Origin of the sequence: Salinibacterium sp., assembly GCF_031364185.1 — a bacterium.
GTDB lineage: Bacteria > Actinomycetota > Actinomycetes > Actinomycetales > Microbacteriaceae > Rhodoglobus.
In genome coordinates this window covers 1-2,265 of the sequence record NZ_JANLVV010000146.1, presented here as the reverse complement: position 1 = coordinate 2,265, position 2,265 = coordinate 1, and the positions used below count along the sequence as shown (strand labels likewise).

The window sequence follows — 2,265 nt, the reverse complement described above, 5'->3', positions numbered from 1 at the left end:
CGCTCGAACACCAGTTAGTTTCGGGAAAAGAGTCGCGCAAAGAAGCCCGGCGACGATGGCTGCTTCTCGTGGCCGGCGCAGCGCTGTGCGGCCGGGACCATGCGCATCACCTGGTCGACGTGCTGTCCGCAGCCCGCCCAGGTCGTCTTGCCGCACTGTTTGCAGGTGACCGCATGGCACATGGTGGCACTCCTTCTCTCGTTCTCCTTCTTATTATACCCCTGGGGGTATCTCTATTTCGCTGAGTTAGATGTTCGGGGTCACCACTAGCAAGAGCCGCGACTTTCAAACCAAAAAACCCTCTAACCCGTGAGGGTTCGAAGGTTCCCAGTTTCGTGCGAGATCCCATTGTGGGCTGACAGGATTTGAACTTGCGACCCCTTGACCCCCAGGTGGGCGACGAGGCTTATTTTCCGCATAGATGCGCGGTCTTTGCGCGTCACCGAACGTCAACGGACGTCATGAATTGCAGCGATTTCAGGAGTTGTGGTCCCTTTTGGGTCCCCGTCGTCATTGGGCTGAAATCGCGGACGAACGGCGCTCCCCGGATGCTGCCTGAACCACATGACTTGAGGGTAGACGCGTATGCAGCTTTGCTAGTCATCTCCAATTGGCGCTCACCGCGGTACCGCACGGTTGCCTGCACCGTTCCGTCACGTGCAACTCAGAAGCGATAGTCCTTCTCGTCCTCATCGAATCGCGCCTTCCAACTCTCGCGGTTCTTGGGGTGCGAGGCGAGCCAATACCGCATAGCAAGGAGCGACTCATTTACATCGTGCAGTAGGTCGACTTGCCTGTGGACAAAGGTCTTGTCGGTGACGTTCTTGCGAAGAGCGTGGGCGGGCTTCTGACGCGCAGAGCGGACAGAGCGGAGCGGTCGCAGCACTTCCTTCGCTCGGTCGGCAGCCACCCGATTGGAGACCATGAAGGATTCCAGCCGGCTCAGCGTGCCCATGTTATTCCCCGATCTGTCGTGCTTGAGGACGCTAGCCGCGTCGAAAGAAGCGTGGCTCAGGTTCTCTGACAACACCTTGTCGAGCTGGACAATGAATTCGTCCCACTCCCGCTGCGACGGTCGGAGAATCCACCCGAACTCGCTAGGGCGCTTCACGGTCGTGAGGAGCGGCTTGCCCCAGACCCGTTCGAACAGCTCGCTGATGTTCTCGAGCTCATAGAAGAGCCTGTCGAATGGACCGAGACCGTCGGGCCAATGCCCCATCTGTTTTCCCCACCACTCGTGGTGCGGATGAAGCCCGTAACGCGGCACCTCATTCGTTCTCCACCGCTGCTGGTGCTCGGTAGTGATGTCGGCCATGTCGCCATAGAAGGCGGCAACACGTCGAACGATTGGCGAGTCGGGATCGTCCGGATCGAAGCCACTCAGGTCGTAGGCGAAGCCGATATGCGACAGGCCAAACTTGTCCCTCTGCGGCTCGCCCTCGTCAAGATACGCGTCGTCGCCAATGCCCATGTTAACGCCGAAGTCCGAGTAGTCGAAGTGAAAACGGGGATCGTTGCGGTAAGGCTCGAGGACATCTGCACTAAAGAATGTGAGTTCGAGTGTTGAGTGACCGCGAGCCATTTCCAACGAGTAGGGCGAATCTTTGAACCGCTTCGGCATGCGGACGCTCTGCATGCCTGCCGCAGTCGGGTACAGGCAGACCCCGTACATTTCGGGCGCCAGGGCTCGCAACTCATCCCGCTGAGCATCTACCGTGCGACGCGACGGCCACGGTCGGATGTGAATGTTCATGTAGTCGTTCTCGCCGACAACCTGGATCAATCCGTGGTCAAGCAGTTCGACCGCGGCGTCGACCACGACCGAATCTGTACCGCGCCCTGCGAGATAGAACCCGTTGAAATCTCCTGAGTTCAGGTAACGGTCGCGGACTTCGGCGAGCAACAGCTTGGCCGCCTCGGAAAGTGACTGGGCCATGGATTTTCCAATCTACTGGAAGCCGCGCGAACGGCTAACGTCCCGCGACGTATGACGACACTTGCTCGGCGTAGTCAGCGTATGTCTGATCATGCTGTATCCATGGCCACTCGCCCCACGGTCCTGCGAAGCGCGCTTTGGTGAACCGCTCGGCCGCAGGCGTCCGGCCTTCACCGATAAACGGCTTGTCCCATTCTTGGAACTGGTCGAGGGTCACGTCTATCGAGAACAGACTGGTGCCGCTCTCATCTCGGAGCTCGAGCCAGGCATGCCCCGCCGCATCATCCGGCAGCCCCGCGGTAACGAATATCCACACGCCGAGGCCGCGC

Annotated in this window: 3 protein-coding genes; 1 reads left to right on the top strand and 2 read right to left on the bottom strand. The window is 59.5% G+C overall.

Features of this window, described 5'->3' with window-relative positions:
• Positions 1-245: hypothetical protein (locus RMN95_RS06625; protein WP_309616152.1), on the top strand; the 245-nt coding region annotated here is incomplete at its 5' end.
• Between the two features lie 419 nt (positions 246-664).
• Here RMN95_RS06625 and RMN95_RS06620 read toward each other — a convergent pair.
• Together RMN95_RS06620 and RMN95_RS06615 are read right to left on the bottom strand one after the other, a co-directional pair.
• The gene (locus RMN95_RS06620) at positions 665-1,936 is read right to left on the bottom strand and encodes a hypothetical protein (protein WP_309616151.1); all 1,272 of its coding nucleotides are present in this window, start codon (positions 1,934-1,936) and stop codon (positions 665-667) included.
• A gap of 34 nt (positions 1,937-1,970) precedes the next feature.
• Positions 1,971-2,265: hypothetical protein (locus RMN95_RS06615; protein ID WP_309616150.1), on the bottom strand; the 295-nt coding region annotated here is incomplete at its 5' end.

What these genes read in the sequence shown, in the direction of transcription:
- RMN95_RS06620 (WP_309616151.1), bottom strand. Translation starts at nt 1,936, where the DNA reads ATGGCCCAGTCACTTTCCGAGGCGGCCAAGCTGTTGCTCGCCGAAGTC.